Source organism: Clostridioides mangenotii TR, assembly GCF_000498755.1.
GTDB lineage: Bacteria > Bacillota > Clostridia > Peptostreptococcales > Peptostreptococcaceae > Metaclostridioides > Metaclostridioides mangenotii_A.
Map to the genome: position 1 here is coordinate 74,259 of NZ_AXUS01000005.1, position 25,607 is coordinate 99,865.

Consider the following 25,607-nt stretch of genomic DNA (forward strand, 5'->3'; position numbering starts at 1 on the left):
TTGTTTTTATATAAATTATAATTTAAAGGAGAATCACATTTAATGAAAAATGATAGAGCACAAAAGGTAACTACCAGAGAGTATATGATGAAGTTTATGTATCAGGTGGAAGTAAACAAAAAGGAAGAAGAAGACTTATTAGAGCTAGTAGAAGAGTTTTTAAATTCAAATACAGAGTTCATTATAGAGAGATACAAAGAGCTTAGAGAAAAGTACTTAAATGAAAAGAAACTTGATATAGATGATGAAGTGATAGAGCTTGAAGATGCAGTTGACAAAGACTACGTTGTAAGTTTTTGTGTAGCTATAAATGAAAATAGATTAAATATAAATCGATTGATAAATAAATACGCTAAGAACTGGACAGTGGACAGAATGCCTAAAGTTGATTTATCGATACTTAGAGTATCTATATGTGAAATTCTTTACATGAATATGCCTAATAAAATTTCTATAAATGAGGCAGTCGAGCTTGCAAAAATTTACTGTGATGACAAATCTCCGAAATTCATAAATGGGATACTTGGAAGTATTGTAAATGAAAACGAAAAATAACATAGTAATTGGAATTGACACTAGCTGCTATACTACTTCAATAGCAGCTATATCTTTTGATAGAGATATTATTTTAAATGAAAAGATAATGTTAAAGGTCAAAAAAGATTCCAAGGGGCTTAGACAGAGCGAGGCAGTTTTCCAACATGTAAATAATTTGGGATATATAAGTGAGCAATTGAATAAAATACTAGAGGAATGCAATGTAGTAGCGATTTGTGCTTCATCAAGACCTAGACCAATTGAAAACTCATATATGCCAGTTTTCACAGTAGGCCTTAATTTCGCGAAGCTGTATTCAACGATATCTGGTTCTAAATTTTATGAGACAACACATCAAGAAAATCATATTGAAGCGGTTTTGCTAAATTCTAGGATTATAAATAAAAAAAGATTTTTATCAGTTCATATATCTGGAGGAACTACAGAGATTTTACTATCAGAGAAGTTGAGTGAAGATTCAGCAAATGAAGATTATAATATAGAAATAGTAGGCGGAACTAGAGATGTAAGTTTTGGACAGCTTATAGATAGGCTGGGAGTAGAATTTGGATATGAATTCCCTTGTGGAAAATATATTGACGAAAATTCTTTGAATTGCGACTTAAATATAGAAAAGGGATTAAAGACATCTGTAAAAGACGGTTATATGAATCTTTCAGGGATTGAGAATCAAATAAATAATTTTATAAAAGAAAAGTATAGGAATATAGAAAGTGCGGACAAAAATTACGTTTCGAAATTACTAATGGATACTCTTTCTAGAAGTATTTCTAAATCACTTATTTATATATGTGAAAAATACGAAGTATATGAGGTATTATTTGCAGGAGGAGTTTCTGCTAGTAAATATCTATCAAAAAGCATAACAGAGAAGCTTTCAAAAAATGATATTAAAGCATATTTTTCAGAGCCAAAGTATTCAACAGATAACGCAGTAGGTTGTGCTATAATAGGTTTAAACAAATTTTTAGGAGAATAAATATGGAAATTAGAGCTTTGGATATAAGTGAGGCAAATTCATATATAAAGAGAATATTGATAAACGACCCCATACTGGATAACCTAAAAGTAAAGGGCGAAATATCAAATTTTAAAGTGCACAGTAGTGGAAATGTCTATCTATCTCTAAAAGATGAAAAATCTAAGCTAAACTGTGTAATATTTAAAAACAACTACAATAAAAATTTAGATCTAGACAATGGAACTAATATTGTCGCAAAGGGATATATTTCTGTATATGAAAGAGATGGAGCGTATCAACTATATATAAATGATATAGAAATAGAGGGAATAGGAAACCTCCATATCGAGTTTAATAAATTAAAGGAAAAGCTGAATAAGGAAGGTCTGTTTGACCCAAAATATAAAAAGGCTATTCCGAAAATGCCAAGCTCTATAGGAGTAGTAACATCACTTACTGGAGCTGTAATTAGAGATATCATAAATGTAATAAAGAGAAGATTCCCGAAAGTTAATATAAAACTTTACCCTGTAAATGTACAGGGAAGTAAATCTAAAGACGATATTTGTGAAGGTATAAGATTTTTTAATAATATAGAAAATGTAGACACAATCATAGTTGGACGTGGCGGAGGATCTATAGAAGAGCTTTGGTCTTTTAATGAAGAAGATGTAGCAAGAGAGATATTTAAATCAAAGATACCGATAATTTCTGCAGTTGGACATGAGACCGATTTTACAATATGTGATTTTGTATCAGATATGAGGGCTCCAACGCCATCTGCTGCAGCCGAACTTGTAACCCCATCAATTGATGAAATAAATTATAAACTAATAAATATAAAGAATAGAATATCAAAATCTTTAACAAATCAGATTAATATTGATGAATACAAGCTAATGACTACATTCGATAAAATAAATAGCTATTTAGAGTCGTATATTATTAAAGATAAAATTATACAACTAGATAAGATATATGATAAAATAACCTTTGGGGTAGAAAATAATCTCAAATTTAAAATCGAAAAACTTGTGAATACAGGTGCAGTTTTACACAATTTAAGTCCTTTAGCAACTATGGATAGAGGATATAGTATTCTCCAAAAGGATGGGGATGTGGTTAAGAGCGCAAATGATTTAAAGGTTGATGAAAAAGTTGACATTGTGCTAAAAGATGGCTGTATAAACTGTACAATTGATAATATAGAAGTAGATGAGGTATAGATAATGAACCTAAAATATGAAGAAGCATACTTGAGACTTGAGGAAATACTTAGAGATTTAGAGTCTAATAACGCTAGCCTTGACGAGTCATTAGAACTTTATGAAGAAGGTATTGCTCTTTACAAGCACTGCAATAAGCTTTTAGAAGACGCACAACTTAAAATAAGCAAGTTCAATAGACTTGGTGTAGAAGAAGAGCTAGATTTAGGGGAGGAATAATATGGAATTCAACAGTTCACTGAGAAAAAGAGCAAGTTATATTGAAAATATTTTAAATGAATATATGCCAAAAGAAGAAGGCTATCAAAAATCTGTAATAGAAGCTATGAACTACAGTCTTAGTGCAGGTGGAAAAAGGCTAAGACCAATCCTAACTTTAGAGGCTTGTAAAATTGTCGGAGGTAATGAAGAAGATGCGATTCCATTTGCAGTTGCAATAGAAATGATACATACATACTCACTTATACACGATGATCTTCCTGCGTTGGATAACGACGACTTGAGAAGGGGCAGAGCTACAAATCATAAGGTATACGGTGAAGCTATGGGAATTTTAGCTGGAGATTCGCTTTTAAATTACGCATTTGAAATTATGTTAAAAGGATCTCTTGGCAAAAATAACCCAGAAAAGTATTTAAGGGCAGTGTATGAAATAGCTAGACATGCTGGAATATACGGGATGATTGGCGGTCAAGTAGTAGATGTTGAAAGTGAAGATAAAAAAATAGATAAAGAAAAATTAGACTATATACACAACAATAAAACTGCTGCTATGATAATTGGATGTATGAGAGCAGGAGCAATAGTTGGTGGAGCTGATCAAGTTGAGCTTGAGAGCGTTACTAATTATGCAAAAAATATAGGTCTTTCATTCCAAATTGTAGACGATATTTTGGATATAGTAGGCGATGAAGAAAAGCTGGGTAAAAAGGTAAACAGTGACATAGAAAATAATAAATCAACATATCCATCTTTATTAGGGTTAGAAAAATCTAGAGATATTGCGACAGAATTGATATCAGATGCCAAGAATAGTATAGAAACTACATTTGAAAGCGCGGATTTTTTAAAGGGTTTAGCTGATTATATTATTTCACGAGAATGTTAAAATCAAATCTGTAGAATTCTTAGGAGGGCGACATGGAATTTTTTTTAGAGCTTCTAAATAACGGTGCTTTGGGTATAAGTATAGTAGCTTGTTTTTTAGCTCAATTTATAAAGATATTCACAGGGAAAAACAAAAGAATAGAGCTAACAAGAGTGCTTACATCAGGTGGTATGCCGAGTTCTCACAGTTCATTTGTAACGAGTTTAGCTACAGTTGTAGGACTTGAAAAAGGCTTTAATTCAACAGACTTTGCTATAACAGCAGTTTTGGCGATAATAATAATGTACGATGCCGCTGGTGTTAGAAGGGCTGTTGGTAAGCAAGCTATTATATTAAATCAAATAGTAAATGATATTCAGCATAATAAGCCGATAGAGCAGAAAAAGCTAAAAGAACTTATAGGTCACACTCCTATGGAAGTTTGGTTTGGTGGACTGCTTGGGGTACTGACTGCTTTAGTATTAATTTAAGCGTAAACTGTCTCGAAAAAAGTTGTTTTCGGGGCAGTGAATTTTTATATATAAATGTATTTTAAAATTAAGCAAAAGGTGTGAATAATATGTACGAGTATTTAGATAAAGTCAATTCTCCGCAAGATATTAAAAAAATGGACATAGAAAATATTAATTTACTAGCAAAAGATATACGCAAATTTCTAGTTAAATCAATATCGGAAACAGGTGGTCACCTTGCATCTAATCTGGGGGTTGTTGAATTGACTTTGGCTTTGCATAAAGTTTTCGATAGTCCAAAAGATAAGATAATCTGGGATGTAGGGCACCAAGCGTACGTTCATAAAATAATCACAGGAAGAAAAAATGAGTTTCCAACACTTCGCCAGTTAAATGGACTTAGTGGGTTTCCAAAAGAAGAAGAGAGTGAACATGATATATTTGATACAGGTCACAGTAGTACATCGATATCTGTAGCAGTTGGTATAGCATGTGCAAGAGATATTAAAAAAGAGAAATACAATGTAATTCCCGTTATTGGGGATGGTGCTATGACAGGTGGAATGGCTTTAGAAGCCCTTAATTACTTGGGTGATATAGGAACTGACATGACTGTTATTCTAAATGACAATGAGATGTCTATAGATAAAAATGTTGGGGGTATGTCAAAGTACTTCTCAAGCCTTATAAAAAGTTCAAGTGTAGATATGTTTAAAGATGAATTTGAAAAACTTTTGAGTGTTACATCAACTGGAGAGTTTATTTCAAAAACTGCTTATAAATTAAAAGACACAATAATAAATAGCTTTTCACCACAAGAGAGCGAATTCTTCGATTCAATAGGTATAAAGTATATAGGGCCTATAGATGGTCATGATACTAAACAGCTTATAGAGTCTATGACATATGCTAAGTTTTTAAAAGGACCAAAGCTACTACATGTAATAACAAAAAAAGGTAGGGGTTACAGGTACGCAGAAAACCATCCGGATAAGTATCACGGTGTTTCTAAGTTTGATATAAAAGAAGGCGTAGTTCCATCTGGTAAGAAGTCTATTTCAGATGCAGTTGGTGAAAAACTTATAGAAATGGCATCACGTGATGACAAAATTGTCGGCATAACCGCTGCTATGCCATCTGGAACAGGTATGAATCTATTTGAAAAAGTTTATCCAGATAGATACTTTGATGTAGGTATAGCTGAGCAACACGCTACTACTTTTGCAGCCGGGCTTGCTAAAAATGGACTTAAACCGTATTTTGCAGTGTATTCTACATTCCTTCAAAGGGCTTACGACCAATTAATTCACGATGTCTGTCTTACTAAAAAGCCAGTGACATTTTTGATTGATAGAGCAGGTCTAGTAGGAAACGATGGTGAAACTCATCATGGAGTTTTCGACCTAAGTTATTTAAATCCAATACCAAATATTGTGGTTATGGCTCCAAAAGATACAAAAGAGCTAGAATCTATGATGGATTTATCTCTTAAAATAGATTCACCAGTGGCTATAAGATATGCTAGAGGAAATAGTTATTGTCTAGATACTGGACACTATGGAGAAATAAAACTTGGAGAATACGAGGTTTTAAATCAAGGTGAAGATGTAGCTATTTTAGCTATAGGAAATATGGTTAAACAAGCACTTGATGCATGTGAGGTACTTAAAAAGAAAAACATAAAGGCTACAGTTGTAAATGCTAGATTTTTAAAACCGATGGATGAAGAGTTGCTAAAAAAATTATTTACAAACCATAAAAATATAATAACTGTTGAGGACAACTCAAAAGTAGGCGGTTTTGGAAGCAGAGTAAATAATTTTATAATACAAAACAACTGCGATGTAAAGGTAGTTAACTTGGGGATTGCTGAGGAGTTTATCGAGCATGGAAGCCAAGATGAGCTCTATGAAATAGTGGGTATATCATCAAGTAAAATCGCTGAGGAAGTAGAAAAGATTTTAGAAAGGTAATCTTATGAAAAAAAGAATAGATGTTTTACTAGTTGAGCAAGGTTTTTTCGACAGTAGAGAAAGAGCAAAAAAATCACTTATGGCAGGTCTTGTATTCGTCGATAATCAGAGATGTGATAAGGCAGGCACAGAAGTTAAAATAGATTCTAAAATAGAAGTAAAAGGAAATCCGATTCCATATGTAAGTAGAGGAGGACTAAAGCTGGAAAAAGCTTTAAAAAACTTCAATCTTACACTAGAGGGCAAAGTATGTATGGATATAGGATCATCTACAGGAGGCTTTACAGACTGTATGCTCCAGAATGGTGCAACAAAAGTATTTTCTATAGATGTTGGATACGGACAACTCGCTTGGAAGCTTAGACAAGACGAGAGAGTAGTGTGTATGGAGAGAACTAATATAAGATATGTGACATTGGAAGATATCGGTGAGCATGCTGATTTCGCATCAATAGATGTGTCGTTTATATCATTAAAACTAGTTCTTCCTAAAGCAAAGGAACTTTTAAGAGAAGGTGGAGAAGTAGTAGCTCTTATTAAGCCACAATTTGAAGCTGGTCGTGAAAAAGTAGGAAAAAAAGGCGTAGTTAGAGAGAAATCAACGCATATTGAAGTAATAGATATGGTTTCGAGATTTGCATTAGAAAACGGATTTGAGATACTTGAGTTGGACTTCTCCCCTATTAAAGGGCCTGAGGGAAACATAGAGTATTTGATTCATTTAAAGAGCACAGATGCAAAAAATATATTTGATGAGGAAAAATATAAAAACAAGATAGAAGAAATTGTTGAAAAGTCACATACGATGGATAAGTAATTAGTAGGATATTAAAGGGGGCTATATTTTGATCCTTGAGATGTACATGAGAAATTGTGCCTTAATTGAAGAACTTAGGCTTAGTCTAGATAAGATGTTAAATATACTTACTGGAGAAACAGGTGCAGGCAAATCAATTATAATTGACGCACTAAACCTATCTCTTGGAAGTAAATATGATAGATCTTTTCTGAGAAAAGGAACTGATAAAGGGCTTATTGAGATAGTATTCCATACAGAAAACAAAAATATCTTAAATTATTTAGCAGCAAATGAAATCGATGTAGAAGATGACCATTTGATCATAGTCTCAAGAGTGATTTTTTCGGATGGTAAAAGCTCAGCAAGAATCAATGGAAGAACGGTTAAAATATCTACTCTTAAATATATAACGGGGATGATGGTTGATGTTCACGGACAGCATCAAAATAACGCCCTACTAGATGTAGAAACTCATATTGAGTTCTTAGATTTATTCGGTGGCGATTATCTCGATAAGTATAAAGCTAACTACAGAACTATTTACAATAAATACAGTGAAGTAAGAAGATCTTTAAATATTTTAACTGAGAATAAAGATGATATGCAGATTCAAAGGGAGATAGACTTACTAAATTTTCAAATCAATGAAATAGAGTCTGCAAATTTAAGTGAAGGTGAGTATCAAGAACTTCTAAAAAAAAGAGATGTATATAGAAATAGTGAAAAAATTTACAATAAATTAAACCTCAGTTATGAAGGACTTCATAATGGAGAGATTAATATTGTAGATTTAATTGGAGTAGTATCTAAAGAATTGCACGATATAGCGCAATACGATACTAAATTAGAAGAGTACAGCAATGATGTTGAGAGAATAATGTACGAATTACAAGATATTTCTTCTGAGCTTAGAGGTTATAAAGAACATATAAACTTTGAACCTTATGAACTTGAGCAAGTGGAAATACGAATAGACGAGATAAATAATCTAAGACGTAAATACGGAGATACAATTGAAGAAATACTGAAGTATAACGACAAGATAGTATGTAGATTAGATGAGATAATAAATAGAGATGAGAGAGTTGAGGAGCTAAAAAGCGAACTGGCTTCTCTGGAAGAAGATCTTACAGTAAAAGCTGCAGACTTAACGACTGCCAGAAAAGAGTTGGCGCTTGAATTAGAGAAACTTTTGTTAGTAGAACTCGACAGCTTGAATATGAAACATGTATCGTTTAAAGTTGAGTTTTCAGAAGGCGTATTTTCATATGAGGGTAAGGATAATGTTGAGTTTATGGTTTCATTCAACTTAGGTGAAGATATGAAGCCAATAAATAAGGTTGCATCTGGAGGAGAGATGTCTAGATTTATGCTGGCATTTAAGACTATATTAGCGGATATAGACGGAACCGATACTCTGGTATTTGATGAGATAGATACAGGTATAAGTGGAGTAGCAGCTCAAATAGTTGGCGAAAAGCTTTCGAAGATCTCTCTTAAAAAGCAGATAATATGTATAACCCATCTACCACAAATAGCAGCAAATGCTACGACACATTTCTGCATAGAAAAGCATATACAAAACAATAGGACGTTTACTAATATTAAAAAGCTCGATGAAAGCAGCAGAGTTGAAGAAATAGCTAGGTTGATTTCTGGAAGTAAGATAACTGAAAAGACTATTGACCATGCAAATGAGATTATAGAGACGGCTAAAAAGTAAGGATAGAATATAAAATCATTCTAAATTAGATTGATTTTATATTCTATTTTTTAATTAATGTAAAACTATAAAATTCTTTGATTTAATGAAATTATTATTTGATTTGTTTTAATTGGGTATAAGTATTGAGTACAGCTAATTATAAAAAATTGAAATAGGAGTGAATAAATATGTCTATATACGATTTCAGTTTTAAAGATATAAGTGGAAAAGACGTTTCAGTAGCAGATTTTAAGGGGCGAGTTATATTGTTAGTGAATACAGCCAGCAAATGCGGTTTTACGCCTCAGTATGAGGGGCTTGAGAAATTGTATAAAGAGTACAAAGATCAGGGGCTAGTGGTAATTGGATTTCCTTGTAATCAGTTTGCTGAACAAGAGCCGGGAAGTAATATTGATGTTGCGGAATTTTGTAAGATAAGATATGGGGTTTCATTTCCTATTTCTGAAAAGATAGAGGTTAGAGGCGAAAATATAGATCCTATATTTGAGTATTTAACTGATAACACATCATTTCAAGGCTTTGGAAATGGAGTAAAAGCGATAGGCTTACGATTGGCCCTCAAGAAAAAATACAAAGATGAATATAGCGATAATTCTATCAAATGGAATTTTACTAAGTTTTTGATAGATAGAGAGGGTAAAATAATAGGTAGATATGAACCTACTGCTACACCCGAAAGTATGGAGCCTATTATTAATGAATACCTTAAAAAAAGTGATAGAAGTCTTAAATATAATTAAAGTTTAAAAATGTGCTATAAATTAAAATTCCTGGGTATATAAGTTATTACAGGCTTGATAGGAAATAAGAAATAACATGATGATGAATAAAGAAATAAAAAATATAATTAAAAGGAATGGTGGAGAATATGTCGATTTACAATTTTAAATACCAAACAATAGAAGGTAAAGAAGCATCTCTTGCAGATTTTAAGGACAAGGTAGTGTTAATAGTAAATACAGCTAGTGAGTGTGGGTTTACTCCTCAATATGAAGGTCTAGAAAAACTTTACAAGGAGTACAAAGATCAAGGTTTAGTAGTGATAGGATTCCCATGTAATCAATTTAATGGACAAGAGCCGGGAAGCAACAGCGATGTTAAAGAGTTTTGTTCAGTAAGATATGGAGTTACATTCCCATTATCTAAAAAAATAGATGTAAGAGGTGAAAACCAAGATACACTTTACAAATATCTAACTGATAATACAACTTTCGAAGGATTTGGAACAGGTGAAATGGCTGAATTACTTGATGGAATTGCTAGAGAAACATACAAAGATGAGTATAAAGACAGTTCAATAAAATGGAACTTTACTAAGTTTTTAATAGGCAGAGATGGCAATATTATATCTCGTTTCGAGCCAACTGTTGACCCTTTAAGTATAGAAAAGGATATCAAAAACGCTTTATAAGACTTTAATTTAGATATAATTAGTCAATAACACACAGATTTTCATTGAGTTTCTGTGTGTTATTTTTTATGCTTTATATACTATTTTTTATTTTTGTATTCATCAACCTCTTTGTAGATTTGAGATCTAGATGCCTTCCCAGTAAATAATTTAACCGTGGGATCTACAAATTTTAATCCAAGACCATTTCTTGTGTAATATGACAGCCTATAGTAGAAATAGTTTATATGCTCGATAAGTGCAAAGAAGAAAAGTGATAAACCAATTAGCTTCCCTACTATTCCAGTTTGGTTTATGTTCATAATGAACACAGGAATATATACTACAAATAAAGCTAGATTTAATATATTTAAAATATTATAGATAGGTGCCACTGAATCTCTGTAGAGATTTCTATCTCTCTTTTTTATTCTAGTTAAACAAATAAACCAATAGATTGACCCTTCAACAAGTATTAGACTAATAAGAAGTAAAGGGTATAAAGTAACTATATGAAATTTAATTTCTAAATTACGAGTGTAACAAAAATATAAGAAAATAAATAATATTGCATTCATAAACTCCATATAACAAAGGTACCACAACTCTTGCTTTAGATTTCTCTTTTTTCTCACTAATTTATCCCCCCCCCCGGATGTTTTAGCTACGATAGTCTTCTAACTTTTAATAGAATTAATAAAAATAGTTAATCGTTTAATTTCAAAACCATAACTTTCTCACCATTATCATCAACCTCTTGATTAAAATTAAATCCAACAGATTTATAAAGTTTTATAGCATGCGAGTTCTCTTCATATATACTTAAATATATCTCAGTGCAATTATATTCTTTTATCAATGAGTTTATTAAATAATCTAAAGAGGCCCTTCCATAGCCTTTATTTTGAAACCTATAGTCTATCATAAATCTATCTAACCAGACTCTTTTTTCATACTCGAGTTTACCGTACATTGCAAATCCTATTAAAGTATCTCCATCATATATTCCGACAGGTTTCCAAGATTTTTCAAATTTTGATTCAGCGATAGAGAGCAGATTGCTCTCAATGAATTGAGATTGATCTTCCTTTACATATAAACTTATTAAATCATGCCAATTATCTTTGTTTGCATATTTTTTATTTATGAGAATACTATAACCACCTTTCAGATACTTATATATTTTATTATATCAATATTTTTGTTGCAATATAATAAACAGAAAATAAAAATATAAAAATAATATATTGATGTAAAATAAATACTATAAAAATAAAAATTTATAGTGAATAAATAGACTCCCCAATAGGAATTATAAATGTATACAACTTAGGGAGTGATAAATCTATGAAAACAAATAAATTCAATATAAAATTTTTAGTAAATATAAAAATTTTTACAGCGATAATCACATTTACACTTATGATAGTTTGTGGACATTTTTATTATAACAATGGATTTGTCCTTAACAATTTAACAACTTTTATAGATAACAAAATAAAAGATAAAGAAGCCGGCAGTTTTAAAAATGAGAATAAAAAATTTGTGTATCCACTTGGTAATATTATTGGAATCAAAGCAGATACAGACGGTGTACTGGTAATAGGTTATGAAGAAGAGAATGTTGAGTATATTGGCGGAATACAAATAGGGGATAATATAGTAGAAATCAACAAAGAGAGGGTAAAAGACAGTCAAGATGTGTTCGAGATTTTAAAGAATCTAAATAATAAATTAAACAAGAACCCCGATATGGTGGAAGTTAAATTTGAAAGAAATAATATTTATAAAAAAGAAAATATTAAGCTCAAAAATGATGGAGAAAAACTTAAATTAGGACTTTGGGTAAGAGATAAGATCTCTGGAGTTGGGACGATGACATTTTACAATCCAGAAAATAACAAAATCGGAGCGATTGGACATGCAATAAAAGATACAGATACAAATGAGCTTTTAAAAATAAGGAATGGACGGATATATCGACCTAAAAATATTGGAATTGTAAAATCTACAGAAGATAAGATTGGATACATCAAAGGAGACTATGAAAACTCTAATATTGTTGGAAAATTTTCAAATAACGCAGATATTGGTATAAGCGGAGAATTTGTAAGTAAAAAAGGTAAGGATATGAAATTAGGGCATAAAGAAATGCAGCTTATGGAGGTTGGAGATGTAAATGAAGTAAAAAAAGGTAAAGCTTATATACTATTTGAAGATAAAAATAAAAATATAACATCTTTTGAAATAAAAATAGAGGATATTGTAACTTCCCGTGGAAATCATAAAGAGATCATAATAAATGTAGTAGATAAAAATTTAATTGATTACACTGGAGGTATTGTACAAGGTATGAGCGGCGCTCCAATAATACAAAATAACAAAATAATCGGAGCGGTTACACACGTATCTAAAGAAGATTCTAAAAAGGGCTATGGTATTTTAATTAACGAAATGATAAAATTATAGAGAATCTAATAAAATTTTTTATTTCTTTGAAGGAATATAATTTAAGTATGTCGAATAAAGATACTAGTATGATAATTATAAACCAATTTAGTGTATGAAGTTTGATTTTTCTGTATAATTAAATGTTTTTGATGGGGGGATTTTTAGTGAACGAAAAAATCAAGATAGTTTTGGCAGATGACAATAAGGATTTTTGTCAAGTATTAAATGAGTATTTATCAAATGAAGATGATATCGAGGTCTTAGGTATCGCAAAGGATGGAATAGAGGCATTAGATTTAGTTAAAAAGACTCAACCTGATTTGCTGGTATTAGACATTATAATGCCACACTTAGACGGATTAGGTGTAATTGAAAAGCTTAACAGCATGGATATTGCAAAGTTTCCTAAGATTATAGTTTTATCTGCAGTTGGCCAAGACAAGATAACACAAAACGCTATAAGTTTAGGTGCTGATTATTACATTGTGAAACCGTTTGATTTTGTTGTATTTATAAATAGAATCAGAGAGTTAGTGTCAAACAAGTCGGTAAAAATTGAACCAAAACAAAATTACGAATCTCAAATGACTAGAAGTGATTTTGTGAAGAATGTTGGAAACATAGAAACAGAAATAACTAACATTATACATGAGATAGGAGTTCCAGCTCATATTAAGGGCTATTTATATCTAAGAGAAGCCATTAAGATGGTTATAGAGAATGTAGAGCTTTTAGGCGCGGTAACTAAGGAATTATACCCAAGTATTGCAAAGAAATTTAATACTACTCCTAGTAGAGTTGAAAGAGCCATTAGACATGCAATAGAAGTTGCGTGGAGCAGAGGCAAAGTAGATACTATAAATCAATTGTTTGGATACACAGTTCATAACACAAAAGGAAAACCAACAAACTCAGAGTTTATTGCTATGATTTCAGATAAACTAAGATTAGAGCACAGTATGGTTAAATAATTGTAATGTAATAGCAAAGTCCTCTTTTTTAGAGGACTTTCTTTTTTATATATAAAAACATAAAATACAGTAAAAACTTATATAAATAAACTAAAAAAAAATTTAGATAAATATAATTAAGGAAAAAAAACGTAGATAATTGTATACATAAGCTCGAATATACTTAAAACATTTATTTTATTGTTAACTAATGCTATAATATAATGTGATTTTAAAATTGATGGCGGAGGTTTAAAAATGAGAGTCGAAGCTCCAATAAAAGTGGATAGGAAGACAAAAAAGCTTGCTAAGAGACTAGTCAGTGGAGATATAGCAGTAATCAATCACATTGATATTGATGAAGTCGCTGCAAATTCTCTAGTAGAAGCTAAAATAAAGCTTGTTGTAAATGCGGCTCCTTCTATAAGCGGTAGATATCCCAATAAAGGCCCTGGGATACTAACTGAAAACAATATATTAATCATAGATAACATAGGTGAAGAATTATTCGATGAACTAAAGGAAGATCAAATTATCGAAGTTATAGATGGTAAGATATACAGAGAAGGTGAATTATTAGGAGAAGGAGAAGTTTTAAATTTAGTACTTGTTGGAGAAAAAATTAAGAAAGCCTACGAAAATTTATCATTTGAGCTAGATAGATTTATAGATAATACAATTGACTATGCTAAGAAAGAAAAAGGTTTTATATTAGGTGAAGTAGAAATACCACAGGTTAATACAGATTATGCAAATAGACATGTACTTATAGTGGTAAGAGGTCAAGACTACAAAGAAGATTTAAGCACGATGATATCCTATATAGAAGAGGTAAAACCTGTATTAGTTGGAGTAGATGGTGGAGCGGATGCTCTAATAGAATTCGGATACAATCCTGATGTAATAGTCGGAGATATGGATAGTGTAAGTGATTTCGCTCTTAAACAAGCAAAAGAGATAGTTGTACATGCTTATCCTGATGGTAGGGCACCTGGACTTGAAAGAGTTAAAGATTTGGGGCTAGACGCAATTGTATTTCCAGCACCAGGTACAAGTGAAGATATTGCTATGCTTATAGCATATGAATACAAAGCAGAACTTATAGTAGCAGTAGGGACTCATTCCAATATGATTGACTTCCTAGAAAAAGGTAGAAAAGGTATGGCCAGTACATTTTTAGTTAGACTAAAAATAGGGTCAAAGCTAATAGATGCAAAAGGTGTAAACTTACTGTACAGAAGTAAGCTCAAATTTAAATACATAATTGCACTTCTTGCAACAGCTTTATTCCCTGTATTGATACTCGCATATTTATCACCGGGAGTTCAACATTTTATTCAACTGATGCAGTTAAAGTTTAAACTGCTTTTACAGATGTAGATAGAGGAGGATTACAATGCATATTAATATGAAATACTATATTGTTACCATAGGTGCTATATTTATAGCTTTAGGAATAGGCATACTAGTAGGGTTTAATCTAAACAATAATGAACAATTGAGTGAACAACAAGCAAATATGATAAATGATTTAGATGAAAAATTCGAATTATTAAAGGATAAGAATGATTCTTTAAAAGTTGATTTAAACAAATCTACTGAAAAATATAATAGGGCAGTTGCTTTTATCAATAAAAATGTAGATAAATTAATAGACTCTACATTAACTGGCAAAACTGTAGGTATAATAACATTAAATGAAAATTATGATTTAAGCGAAGGAATAACTACTACCCTTGATAAGACAGGTGCGAAAGTTGGATTTAATATTGTACTTAAAGACTCTATTAAACAAACAGCTAAGTTAAAAGAAGTATCTCAAAAAGTTGGTGTAGATTTGAGTACTACAGAAGGGGCAGTAAAATATATTACAGAAGCATTAAATACTGAAGATGCAAGCACAAAGCTGGAGTATTTACAAGAACTAGATGTAATAAAGCTTAACTACTTAGGCAGTAATTATTTATCTTATGATTCTGTAATACTATCTGCTGGAGATGATTCTAAAAACGCTGAAAAAGATTTTGAGAAATTGGATACTTATTTAATAGATTCTTTTAAAGGTCAAAACAAATATATAGTAGAAGTGCAGAATTCGGATGTAAAGACATCTTATGTAGAATTCTATTCTAAAAAGAAGGTTGCAACTATAGATAACATAAATGAAGGTAGCGGAAATATATCGCTAGTAACGCTTTTAAAACAAGGAAATAAAATAGGTAACTTTGGTTCTTCAAAAACTGCAGAAAGTTTAATTCCTACACAGGATTAAGTAGATTTAAGGAGAGAATGTTATGAACCCGTATATTAGTATAATAATACCAGTTTACAATGAAGAAAAATTTATAAAAGATACTATAGATGGAATAAAAGATATAGATGACGTATCTGAAATAATAGTCGTAGATGACGGATCTAGCGACGATACTGCAAAAATTGTCAGTGAGTACTCTTTAGATAAGGTAAAATTTCATAAACTAGATAGAAATAAAGGAAAAGGCTATGCTCTAAACTACGGTTTAAAAATTGCTTTACAAAACGCGGATATAATAGGATTTCTAGATGGAGACTTAGGAACTTGCTCTTCTGAAGTAGATAAACTAATACTTCCAGTTAAAAACAATGAAGTAGACGTAACTATTGCTAGATTTCCATCCGCTAAGAAAAAAGGCGGTTTTGGTTTAGTTAAAGGTTTAGCTAGAAACTCCGTACTTGAGATGACTGGAGAAGATTTGACATCTACAATATCAGGTCAAAGAGTCTTTAAAAGAGAAGTGCTTGAAAAATTCGAGGAAATGCCATATGGATACGGTGTTGAAGTCGGAATGACTATAGATATACTTAAACATGGATTTAAGATAAAAGAGATACTTGTAAATATGACTCACAATGAAACTGGAAGAAGTTTAAAAGGTTTTATCCATAGAGGTAAACAATACTACCATATAAAGAAAATAGTAAAAGAGAAGAAAAAAGAGTGGAGGTAGTATAGATGATAGTATTAGATACTTATTTGCTGTATATAATGCTGCTTTTAACAGGTTTGTTCGGGACTTATATATGTATACCTTTATTTAGAAACATGATGATATCAGGCGATATTATAAGGCCTAATTACAATAAAGAAATGATACCTGTTAGCATGGGAATTGTATTTTTGCCCATGCTAGTTATAAATAGCATTATATTGGCGTTCTTGACAATTAACTACGAGAGCTTGTTGTATATATTTATGTTCGACTTTTCGCTCATTTCAATGTTCTTTGCAGGAGTTCTCGATGATATTATAGGAAACCGAAATGTAAGCGGACTTAAAGGACATTTTAAGAGTTTGTTTAAAGGAACTCTTACAACTGGTGGATTTAAAGCGTTATTTGGCGGAATAGTAGGCCTTTTGATATCTGTTACAATAACAAAAGATATTGTTAACATAATCGTAAATACGCTGGTAATTGCCCTTTCTACAAATCTGATGAATTTATTGGATTTAAGACCTGGGAGAGCCATAAAAGTATATTTACTTATAATGGTCGCGGTATTTTTAACTGTAGGTGGGTTTGTACAAGTATTGCCGCTGTTAATAGTGCCGAATGTACTTGCCTATTTCAATCACGACTTAAAAGCAAAAGCGATGATGGGAGATACAGGATCAAATGTTCTAGGTATGTCTATAGGGCTTATGATAGTGTTTGGATATTCATTTGAGATTAGAGTTGGTTGGCTTGTATTTTTAATACTGATTCATATTTTGACAGAAAAGTATTCGCTTACTAAGATTATTGAAAAGGTAAAAGTACTAAATTTCTTAGATAGATTGGGAAGGTAGCTTATGATAAGTAAAAGATTAGGAAAAGTAAAATCGATAATCAGCCAAAATGGTGATTTAGACGATTTGATTGTAGTTGTAAACGGAGAAGAACATAGAGCTTACAACTATCCAAAGATGACTGGAGAAATAAGTGAAGGCGATGAGGTTCTTTTAAACACAACTGCAGTAGAGTTAAGTTTGGGTACAGGTGGATATCACTTCGTAATTTCAAATTTAAATAACTTAGAATCTCAACTTACAGAAGGTGGACATATCATGAAACTTAGATATACACCATTTCAAATCAAAGTAGATGCAGTTGAAGAACAAGAAAGTGAGTACCACGGCAAAATTTCTAATTTTAAAAGTTTAGAGAATATGCCTGTGGTTGTGGGAACTTTACACAGCATGTTAACACCATTTGTAGCATCATATAAAAAACATAATCAAGATAAAAAATTGGTGTATATAATGACTGATGGAGCTGCACTCCCAATGTATTTAAGTAAAAATGTAGATAACCTAAAAAATAAGGGATTGATAGATAGTACAATTACAATAGGAAATGCCTTTGGTGGAGATTACGAGTGTGTAAATATTTACACAGCTTTAATTACAGCTAAGGATATTTTAAATGCAGATGCAGTGTTTGTATGCATGGGTCCTGGAATAGTAGGAACAGGGACAAAATATGGATTTACAGGCATAGAACAAGGACCTATATTAGATGCAGTAGCTAAACTTGGTGGATTTCCTGTAGCGGTGCCTAGAGTTAGTTTTGCAGATAAGAGAGATAGACACTATGGAATATCTCATCATAGTATTACAGTATTTAAAGAGATCGTAAATGAAAAGGTACACATACCTCTGACTAAATATGAGCAAGATAAACTATGTAAGGTTAAAGAACAAATAAAAACTAATGGATTAAATAAAAAACATAATCTAGTATTTATAGAAAATAACAATACAAAAGAGGATTTAGAGCATTTTAATCTAAGAGTTAAAAGTATGGGCAGAAGTTATGAGGAAGATAGAGAATTCTTTGAAGCTGCAAGTACAGCTGCATATTATATAACGGAGGTAGAAAATGGTATTAGAAGAGAAAACTATTAAAAGTGATAAGATATATACAGGAAAAATAGTTAGTCTAAGAGTTGATACTGTTGAAATTCCAGAAAAAGGATACAGCAAGAGAGAGATAATCGAGCACGGTGGTGCTGTAGGAATAGTGGCTATAACAGATGAAAATAAAATCGTTTTGGTAAAACAATTCAGAAAACCAATTGAAGATGCTCTTGTTGAAATACCTGCAGGTAAACTAGAAATAGGTGAAAATCCAAAAGAGTGTGCAATAAGGGAACTTCAAGAAGAAACTGGATATACGGCAGACAATATAAAACTTATTCATAAATTTTATTCGTCAGCAGGGTTTTCCAATGAAAAAATATTTATATATCTAGCGACAGGATTGACGCCTGGTGAAACAATGCTTGAGAGCGATGAATTTTTAGATGTAATGGAAGTTGACGTAAAAGAAGCGTTTGAAATGGTTATTAAAAATGAGATAGAAGATGCAAAGACTTCTATAGGAATATTAATGACAAAAGATTTAATTTAAGAATAACCCCCTGTCCAAAAGCATAAAAATATATAAAGGACAAGGGGGATAATTTTGAGAAGAACTTCAAGAAAAGATGATTTTGATTCACTGAATAGAAGTATAATGATTGTTGGTATATTATTTATAATTTCAGTTGCAATAGGTACTTATTTAAATAAAATAATCCCTGGATCAGGGAATATGATAGATAATATAAATCCAACTGTAAATTATTATAATTCTGGGATAAGTGTAGTGCAAACGGTTTTTGCAAACTTCAAAGCCGACTTGCTATTTATGGGGATAATGGCTATCTGCGGATTATTTGTGATTACAGTTCCATTAGCTGGACTAGTTTTTATATTAAAGGGGATGGCAATAGGATACGCTATTAATAGCTGTATACTAGCATTAAAAGTAAAGAGTACAAGTTTAGTTGTACTAGTTATAATTAAGAATTTAATAATTATACCAGGGGGGATTTTATTATTATTACTTGCTATTAATTATTTTAGAGAAATTATTTATAGATACAATAGAGTAAGCAATAGGAATATTTTTTCACTGGTAAAGAGATATGTATTTAATGTACTGATTGTGATAATAGTTTCTACAGGCCTACAATTAGTATTAAATACAGTTAGTATTGGTATTATGAAGTTCCTAGCTAGATAGAAGGAGTTTATTATGGACGTTATAGAGGGATACATAGATTATATAAAAAATAAAAAAAAGCTATCAGAGAATACAGTTTCATCATATTTTATGGATATAAAGAGATATAGAGAGTACATTATAAAAAATAATATAGAATTACATGATATTGTAGAAAATGACATAATCAGCTTTTTAATTCAATTAGAAAAGGAGAATATATCTGTTGCTACAATCGCTAGAATGATATCTTCTATTAAATCTTTTCATGAATATTTATTTATTAATCATATATGTAGTGACAATCCAGCACAAAATATGAAAAAACCGAAAATAAAAAAAGACAGTGTGGAAATACTAACAGAGGAAGAAATAGTATCATTATTAGATTTCCCTAAACTGGATACTCCAAAGCTTATAAGAGATAAAGCTATTTTTGAACTTTTATATGGAACAGGTATAAGAGTATCTGAACTTGTGGATATGAATTTAGATGATGTAAATTTTGATCTAGAATATATTGATTGCAATGCTTGTAAAAACAAGAGGGCGATACCTTTATTTGACACTACGAAGCACTATCTACAGATATACATCAATGAATCTAGAGCAAAGTTGGCATATGAATCTGAAGAGGCTCTATTTGTAAGCTCTTTGGGATATAGATTTACAAGACAAGGACTTTGGAAGATAATCAAGAAGTATTCTAAACTAGCAAATATAGATAAGAATATCAATCCTACGATGCTTAGACATTCATTCGCTATACATCTTTTGAACAAAGGTGCAAATATCGGTGTTGTAAGCAAGATACTCGGAAATTCAAATTTGTCTAGTCTTCAGATATATATAAATCAGGTTGATCAAAATATTCGCAGGGAACTTAAAGATAAGCATCCTCGAAAATAATAAATAAACGGCTAGCTAATTTATGTTTATAACATTTTTGGCTAGCCTTATTTTTGGCTAGCCTATATTTTTGTATAGTTTATTTATATATGTCTTTAAATTAAGTATTTTTCTTCATTTATGTGTTAATATATTTTTAAATGTGTTCTTAATAATTTTTTTTTACATATAATATATGTAGAAATTTTAAGGAGTTGATTTTATGAGTAGGATTATATGGATAATAATTGATAGTGTCGGTATTGGTGAGCTTCCAGATGCAAATAAGTTTGGAGATGTAGGTTCTAATACTATTGGAAATATTGTTAAAACTCAAGGAGATATCATTATGCCCAATATGATTGATATGGGTATTGGTAATATTGATGAAGTTGACTTTTTAGAAAAAATAGATAAGCCATCAGCTGTTTTTGGAAAGTGTGCAGAGGTCTCTCAAGGAAAGGACACTACAACTGGACATTGGGAAATGGCTGGAATCATTGTAGACAAACCATTTAAGACTTTTCCTAATGGATTTCCTAAAGATATAATTGAGGAATTTGAAAAACAGACTGGCAGAAAAGTTGTAGGAAATAAACCTGAGTCTGGCACTGTTATATTAGATGAATACGGTGAACACCAGATGAAGACTGGCGATGTAATTGTATATACATCTGCAGATAGTGTTTTTCAAATCGCTGCGCATGAAGAAATAATTCCACTTGAAGAACTTTACAGTATGTGTAAGATTGCAAGAAAGATAATGAGTGGCGATAATGCCATTGCTAGGATAATAGCCAGACCATATATAGGAGAAAAAAAGGGAAACTTTGAAAGAACTTCAAATAGAAGAGACTATTCTGTAGATCCTTTTGACAATACCGTATTAGACAACATCAAAAGTGCTGGCCATGATGTAATAGCTGTTGGAAAAATTGAAGATATTTTTAATGGTCAAGGAATCACTGAGGCTGTTCATACTAAGGACAATATGGATGGGGTCGATAAAACAATAGAATACATCAAATTGAACAATAGTGGTCTTATATACACTAACTTGGTAGATTTTGATTCAAAATACGGTCACAGAAGGGACCCAAAAGGATATAAAAATGCCATAGAGGAATTTGACGCTAGGTTGCCTGAGGTAATTGATGCTATGAATGTAGATGATATATTGATAATTAATGCCGATCATGGGAACGATCCTACTTACAAAGGAACTGATCATACCAGAGAGTATATTCCGCTATTAATATATGGCTACAAGATAAAAAAAGGAGTAAACTTAGGAATAAGAAATAGTTTCTGCGATATTGGGGCTACTATTGCAGATATTTTAGGAGTAGAAAAGACTAAACATGGAGTTAGTTTTAAAAAAGAATTATTCTAAATATTTTGGAGGCTGATAACTATGTACGATAAAATTGTGGAGAGTTCAAATTATATAAAAGATCAGTTAAATGCTGAGCCTAAAATAGGATTAATCCTCGGATCTGGTCTAGGTTCTCTTGTAGATAGCATCGAGGGCGCTTTGTATTTAAATTACAAAGATATACCTAATTTTCCTGTTTCAACAGTTGTAGGGCATGAAGGAAGGCTTGTTACAGGTAAATTAGAAGGTAAATATGTAGTGGCGATGCAAGGGAGATTTCACTATTATGAAGGTTATTCTCAGAGAGAGGTTACTTTTCCAGTTAGAGTTATGAAGGAACTTGGAGTAGAGATTCTGATAGTTACAAATGCTGCAGGTGGAGTAAATAGGGATTTTGTACCTGGGGATTTGATGATTATCAAAGATCATATTAATTTTAGTGGAAATAATCCTTTAGTAGGTCCAAATGACGATAGATTGGGAGATAGATTTCCGGATATGTCAAGTGGATATACAGGTAAACATATAGATTTAGCTAAGGAGTCTGCAAAAAAACTAGGTATAAATATAAAAGAAGGAGTTTATATGTTCTTTAGCGGGCCAAACTACGAAACTCCTGCTGAAGTTAGGATGGCCGGAATTTTGGGTGCCGATGCAGTTGGAATGTCAACTGTGCCGGAAGTAATTGTAGCGTCACATTCGAAATTAGATGTAATAGGAATTTCTTGTATAACAAATATGGCAGCAGGGATACTTGATAAACCTTTGTGCATGAAGAAGTAATAGAAACAACTCAGAAGGTAAAGTCGGATTTTATGAAATTAGTTAGGATTATAGTACAAAAATTATAGCTTAGGTAAAGGAGATTTTGCAGTGAGAATTTACGATATAATTAAGAAAAAAAGAGACAACCGTGAACTTACAAAAGAAGAGATATATTATTTTGTAGAGAAGTATTCTAAAGATGAAATACCGGACTATCAAGCGTCTGCACTTCTTATGGCAATTTATATCAATAAGATGACTGAAAAAGAAACAATCTATCTAACAGAAGCTATGATGAAGTCAGGAGATATGATAGATCTATCTAATATAAATGGAATAAAAGTCGACAAGCACAGCACAGGTGGAGTGGGTGACAAGACTACTATTGCCTTAGCTCCATTAGTTGCTGCGTGTGGAGTTCCAGTAGCTAAAATGTCTGGAAGAGGCCTTGGGCACACTGGTGGGACCTTAGACAAGTTAGAATCTATTGAGGGATTTTCTATAAATATGAGTGAAGATGAATTTATCGATTGTGTAAACAAGCATAAAATAGCAGTTTGCGGGCAGAGTGCAGAGGTAGCAGTAGCAGACAAGAAACTTTATTCACTTAGAGATGTCACAGCTACTGTAGATAATATATCGCTAATTGCATCAAGTGTGATGTGTAAGAAATTAGCTTCAGGAGCAGATGCTATAGTGCTGGATGTAAAGACCGGAGAAGGTGCCTTTATGAAGACATTAGATGATTCATTTGAACTTGCAAAATCTATGGTAGAAATCGGAAATGGAATGGGAAGAGATACAATAGGTGTCGTAACAGATATGAGTGAACCCTTAGGCTTTGCAGTTGGTAATTCACTAGAAGTAATAGAAGCAATCGAGACATTAAAGGGTAATGGTCCCAAAGATTTTGTTAAGCTTTGTGAAACTCTGGGAGCATATATGTTACTGTTAGCAAAAGTTGTCTACAGCTTTGATAAAGGGGTTGTAAAAATAAGAGAAGTCATCAAATCTGGTGCAGCAATAGAAAAATTAAAAGAGTTTATCGAAAATCAAGGTGGAAATAAAGATGTAGTTGACGATTACTCTCTATTTAAAAAATCAGATTACATTTACGAGCTAAAATCAGATCAAGACGGTTACATAGAAAAGATAGAAGCAGAGGAAGTCGGTGTAAGTGCGATGATTTTAGGGGCTGGTAGAGAGAAAAAGGATGATGAACTAGATCTTTCTATTGGAATTATTTTAAATAAAAAAGTTGGCGACAGAATAAGTAAAGGAGATGTACTTGCATATATTCACTACAACAATAATCAAAAACTTGAAGTAGCTAAAAATAGATTAAAAAACTCTTATTCAATCGCTAGCAAAAAAGTAGATAAGAATAAACTTATCTATGGTGTTGTATCCAAAGATGGAGTTATAAAGGTCGATTAAAATTATAAAACTGCCAAACGTTAATAAAAGCCAAACGTTAATAAAATCCGTTTGGCAGTTTTATTTTGCAATTAAACAAATTTTTTTGGTTAGCAGTTAAAGTAATAAACTTAAATAATACTGTGAATTAATGTATTATATATAGTGGACAAAATATAAAAAGATCGTAAAAAAAAGTTGATTATAAAGTACATTTTTAAAATATTATAACAAAAATTGGTATTGTTCAATAATTACTAGGGCAATCTATAGTAATAATCAGTTTTTAGCTAACTTGAAAATTATCTTAGTAAGATTTATAATATAGAAAGTGTAAATACGCATAAGGAGTAGAAAATACTATGATACGTAAAGGCAAAATGTTGAAAATAGTTTTACTGTCAGTGCTAGTAATTGCAGTAGTTGCTTCAGTAGCTGTAGTAAATCAAATAGGTCCGTACAATAAAAAAAACAAAACTGATGTCTTAGTAGAAATACCGAGTGGATCCTCGATTTCTAGTATAGCTAAAGTTTTATCCGAAAAAAATTTGATTAAAAATGAATTTTTGTTTAAAATTGTAGCGAGAACAAATAATGAATATTCAAATGTTAAAGCGGGTACTTACTTGATTAATCAAGGTTATTCTAATAAAGATATTTTAGATACACTAATTTTGGGTAAAGTTCATAATGTAGGCACAAAAATTGTAGTTCCTGAAGGGGCAACTTCTAAAGAGATTATTGCTACATTAGTGGACAAGAACTTAGGAGAAAAAGAGGTTTTTGAGTCTCTAGTTAAAGATTCAAAGCAGTTCTCTAATGATTTTAAATTCTTAAAAGAAGATGGTATAAAAACTCTTGAAGGTTTCTTATATCCTGCTACTTATTATTTTGAAGAAGGTAAGATTTCTGAAAAAGAAATAATAATGAGTATGCTGTCTAGATTTGATAATATATACACTCAAAAGATTAAACCTGAGAGGGAAAAATCTAAACTAAGTTTAAAAGATATTATGAGTATGGCATCTATAATTGAAAAAGAAGCTGTTTTAGACAAGGATAGACCTATTATTTCAAGTGTATTTTATAATAGAATTAAAATAGGTATGCCCTTGCAGTCTGATGCTACGATTCAATATATATTCAACGAGAGAAAGAAGATAGTTACTTATGCAGATCTTAAGATAGATTCGCCGTACAATAGCTATAAAAATAAGGGATTGCCTCCTACACCGATTGCAAATCCTGGAATTGGATCTATTGAAGCGGCTATAAATCCTGCAAAAACTGATTATCTGTATTTTGTTGCTAAAGTTGACGGTGGAAACAACTATAGTAAAACTTATGAAGAACACTTAAAGTACGTTAAAGAGTATAAAGATGATAGAGATAAGTTAAATAAAGATAAAAAAGTGAATACACCAGATCAAAATTCTAATAAAGACCAGAATGGTGAAGTAAAACAAGATAAAAAACAACAATAAAATATTAGTATTTTATGTTT

At 31.4% G+C, this 25,607-nt stretch carries 26 protein-coding genes and 1 pseudogene; 25 read left to right on the top strand and 2 right to left on the bottom strand.

Features of this window, described 5'->3' with window-relative positions:
- The first annotated feature begins 42 nt into the window (after positions 1-42).
- From nusB to T473_RS0104045, 11 genes are all read left to right on the top strand, one after another.
- Entirely contained in the window at positions 43-555 is a 513-nt protein-coding gene (nusB, locus tag T473_RS0103995) for a transcription antitermination factor NusB (RefSeq protein ID WP_024620741.1), read from the top strand.
- A complete protein-coding gene (locus tag T473_RS0104000) occupies positions 539-1,537 on the top strand; it encodes an O-sialoglycoprotein endopeptidase (RefSeq protein ID WP_024620742.1) in 999 nt (332 codons plus the stop codon). Before nusB ends, T473_RS0104000 begins: the two co-directional genes overlap by 17 nt.
- A gap of 2 nt (positions 1,538-1,539) precedes the next feature.
- Positions 1,540-2,745 carry an exodeoxyribonuclease VII large subunit gene (xseA, locus tag T473_RS0104005; RefSeq protein WP_024620743.1) on the top strand — a complete coding sequence of 402 codons (1,206 nt, stop codon included), beginning with the start codon at positions 1,540-1,542 and terminating at the stop codon, positions 2,743-2,745.
- 3 nt (positions 2,746-2,748) lie between these two features.
- Positions 2,749-2,964: an exodeoxyribonuclease VII small subunit gene (gene xseB / locus T473_RS0104010; RefSeq protein ID WP_024620744.1), complete on the top strand. Its 216-nt coding sequence runs from the start codon at positions 2,749-2,751 to the stop codon at positions 2,962-2,964.
- Position 2,965: 1 nt separating this feature from the next.
- Positions 2,966-3,853 carry a polyprenyl synthetase family protein gene (locus T473_RS0104015; protein ID WP_024620745.1) on the top strand — a complete coding sequence of 296 codons (888 nt, stop codon included), beginning with the start codon at positions 2,966-2,968 and terminating at the stop codon, positions 3,851-3,853.
- A gap of 32 nt (positions 3,854-3,885) precedes the next feature.
- Positions 3,886-4,323: a divergent PAP2 family protein gene (locus T473_RS0104020; RefSeq protein WP_024620746.1), complete on the top strand. Its 438-nt coding sequence runs from the start codon at positions 3,886-3,888 to the stop codon at positions 4,321-4,323.
- Between the two features lie 89 nt (positions 4,324-4,412).
- The gene (gene dxs / locus T473_RS0104025; protein WP_024620747.1) at positions 4,413-6,278 is read left to right on the top strand and encodes a 1-deoxy-D-xylulose-5-phosphate synthase; all 1,866 of its coding nucleotides are present in this window, start codon (positions 4,413-4,415) and stop codon (positions 6,276-6,278) included.
- 4 nt (positions 6,279-6,282) lie between these two features.
- Positions 6,283-7,095 (top strand): TlyA family RNA methyltransferase, encoded by an 813-nt coding sequence (locus tag T473_RS0104030; protein WP_024620748.1) that lies wholly within the window; start codon positions 6,283-6,285, stop codon positions 7,093-7,095.
- A 28-nt stretch (positions 7,096-7,123) separates the two neighbouring features.
- Entirely contained in the window at positions 7,124-8,800 is a 1,677-nt protein-coding gene (gene recN / locus T473_RS0104035) for a DNA repair protein RecN (RefSeq protein WP_024620749.1), read from the top strand.
- Positions 8,801-8,970: 170 nt separating this feature from the next.
- Positions 8,971-9,543 (top strand): glutathione peroxidase, encoded by a 573-nt coding sequence (locus T473_RS0104040; RefSeq protein WP_024620750.1) that lies wholly within the window; start codon positions 8,971-8,973, stop codon positions 9,541-9,543.
- 128 nt (positions 9,544-9,671) lie between these two features.
- Positions 9,672-10,214 carry a glutathione peroxidase gene (locus T473_RS0104045; protein WP_024620751.1) on the top strand — a complete coding sequence of 181 codons (543 nt, stop codon included), beginning with the start codon at positions 9,672-9,674 and terminating at the stop codon, positions 10,212-10,214.
- Positions 10,215-10,294: 80 nt separating this feature from the next.
- On the opposite strand, the gene T473_RS0104050 is transcribed toward T473_RS0104045, so the two are convergent.
- Together T473_RS0104050 and T473_RS0104055 are read right to left on the bottom strand one after the other, a co-directional pair.
- Positions 10,295-10,828: a hypothetical protein gene (locus T473_RS0104050; RefSeq protein ID WP_024620752.1), complete on the bottom strand. Its 534-nt coding sequence runs from the start codon at positions 10,826-10,828 to the stop codon at positions 10,295-10,297.
- Between the two features lie 71 nt (positions 10,829-10,899).
- On the bottom strand, positions 10,900-11,376 hold the full coding sequence (locus tag T473_RS0104055; protein ID WP_330369369.1) for a GNAT family N-acetyltransferase: 477 nt from the start codon (positions 11,374-11,376) through the stop codon (positions 10,900-10,902).
- A gap of 164 nt (positions 11,377-11,540) precedes the next feature.
- On the opposite strand from T473_RS0104055, the gene T473_RS0104060 reads away from it, so the two are divergent.
- The 14 genes and pseudogenes from T473_RS0104060 to mltG all read left to right on the top strand — a co-directional run bounded on the left by T473_RS0104060 (position 11,541) and on the right by mltG (position 25,587).
- Positions 11,541-12,662, top strand: a complete 1,122-nt coding sequence (locus tag T473_RS0104060; protein WP_024620754.1) for a SpoIVB peptidase S55 domain-containing protein — start codon at positions 11,541-11,543, stop codon at positions 12,660-12,662.
- Between the two features lie 131 nt (positions 12,663-12,793).
- Positions 12,794-13,615, top strand: a complete 822-nt coding sequence (spo0A, locus tag T473_RS0104065) for a sporulation transcription factor Spo0A (RefSeq protein WP_029791501.1) — start codon at positions 12,794-12,796, stop codon at positions 13,613-13,615.
- Between the two features lie 237 nt (positions 13,616-13,852).
- A complete protein-coding gene (gene steA, locus T473_RS0104070; RefSeq protein ID WP_024620756.1) occupies positions 13,853-14,974 on the top strand; it encodes a putative cytokinetic ring protein SteA in 1,122 nt (373 codons plus the stop codon).
- Positions 14,975-14,990: 16 nt separating this feature from the next.
- On the top strand, positions 14,991-15,866 hold the full coding sequence (locus T473_RS0104075; protein WP_024620757.1) for a copper transporter: 876 nt from the start codon (positions 14,991-14,993) through the stop codon (positions 15,864-15,866).
- 22 nt (positions 15,867-15,888) lie between these two features.
- The gene (locus T473_RS0104080) at positions 15,889-16,581 is read left to right on the top strand and encodes a glycosyltransferase family 2 protein (protein ID WP_024620758.1); all 693 of its coding nucleotides are present in this window, start codon (positions 15,889-15,891) and stop codon (positions 16,579-16,581) included.
- Positions 16,582-16,586: 5 nt separating this feature from the next.
- Positions 16,587-17,420: a glycosyl transferase gene (locus T473_RS0104085; protein ID WP_024620759.1), complete on the top strand. Its 834-nt coding sequence runs from the start codon at positions 16,587-16,589 to the stop codon at positions 17,418-17,420.
- A gap of 3 nt (positions 17,421-17,423) precedes the next feature.
- Positions 17,424-18,518: a DUF3866 family protein gene (locus T473_RS0104090; protein ID WP_024620760.1), complete on the top strand. Its 1,095-nt coding sequence runs from the start codon at positions 17,424-17,426 to the stop codon at positions 18,516-18,518.
- Positions 18,493-19,023, top strand: coding sequence for an NUDIX hydrolase (locus T473_RS0104095; RefSeq protein ID WP_024620761.1), 531 nt, complete (start codon positions 18,493-18,495; stop codon positions 19,021-19,023). Before T473_RS0104090 ends, T473_RS0104095 begins: the two co-directional genes overlap by 26 nt.
- A 54-nt stretch (positions 19,024-19,077) precedes the next feature.
- Positions 19,078-19,680 carry a hypothetical protein gene (locus tag T473_RS0104100; RefSeq protein WP_024620762.1) on the top strand — a complete coding sequence of 201 codons (603 nt, stop codon included), beginning with the start codon at positions 19,078-19,080 and terminating at the stop codon, positions 19,678-19,680.
- Positions 19,681-19,692: 12 nt separating this feature from the next.
- Positions 19,693-20,568, top strand: a complete 876-nt coding sequence (locus T473_RS0104105; protein ID WP_024620763.1) for a tyrosine-type recombinase/integrase — start codon at positions 19,693-19,695, stop codon at positions 20,566-20,568.
- A gap of 202 nt (positions 20,569-20,770) precedes the next feature.
- On the top strand, positions 20,771-21,940 hold the full coding sequence (locus tag T473_RS0104110; protein WP_024620764.1) for a phosphopentomutase: 1,170 nt from the start codon (positions 20,771-20,773) through the stop codon (positions 21,938-21,940).
- A 21-nt stretch (positions 21,941-21,961) separates the two neighbouring features.
- Positions 21,962-22,773: pseudogene (locus T473_RS16175) on the top strand (purine-nucleoside phosphorylase).
- Positions 22,774-22,795: 22 nt separating this feature from the next.
- Positions 22,796-24,124, top strand: coding sequence for a pyrimidine-nucleoside phosphorylase (locus T473_RS0104120; protein ID WP_024620765.1), 1,329 nt, complete (start codon positions 22,796-22,798; stop codon positions 24,122-24,124).
- A 341-nt stretch (positions 24,125-24,465) separates the two neighbouring features.
- Complete coding sequence (gene mltG, locus T473_RS0104125; protein ID WP_024620766.1) at positions 24,466-25,587, top strand: endolytic transglycosylase MltG; 1,122 nt, start codon at positions 24,466-24,468, stop codon at positions 25,585-25,587.
- The last annotated feature ends 20 nt before the right edge of the window (positions 25,588-25,607 follow it).